Here is a 600-nt window from a genome sequence, read left to right on the forward strand (position 1 = left end):
CCCTCAACTCGTCCAAGGCGCGGTAGATCGCGCTCGGATGCGCTAAGCAGGAGACTGCGGCCGGACGACGTCTCGTAGAAGCGGTTCAGTGCACCGTAGCCCTTGGAATCTATCCGAGCTGGTTCATCGAAGGGTCCACGCCCTTCGTAGTCGTAGCAGAACGGAAGCTGCAAGAGACCGGAGAGTGCCGATAGGGACGTGCGAGCTCGCTCTGCTTGTCCGGTCCTGGCCTTCTGATACAGCGCCGCCGCAACTCCGAGGGCCGCGCTGAACCCGCCCATCACGTCAATGGTACCGCCGTGCGCGTATTCCTCGGGTGTTTCAGAGGATCCGCCGGACCTCAGCATAATGCCTGTCGTTGCCTGAACGTGATTTTCATAACCGAGATAGTCGCTTCGTGGGCCGCGACGGATGCCGCCGAAGCAATCGAGTTGGCAGAAGATCGCATCTGGATTGAGCGCTTTAAGGCTCTTGGGATCAAACCCAATGCGCTCGACCTGGCGGTCAGTCGCGTTCCAGATTACAAATCAACAGACTTCACGAGCCTCTCGAAGGCCTTTCGGCCAGAGGATGACTCGATGTCCAGCAGAACCGATCGCT

General features: G+C 59.2%; 1 pseudogene. It reads right to left on the reverse strand.

Going from position 1 to position 600, the window contains the following annotated elements:
* Positions 1–600 (reverse strand): annotated as a pseudogene (locus AC0L3B_RS38225) (CoA transferase); the annotation flags it as partial.

This window comes from Bradyrhizobium sp. Kon56 (assembly GCF_055807635.1).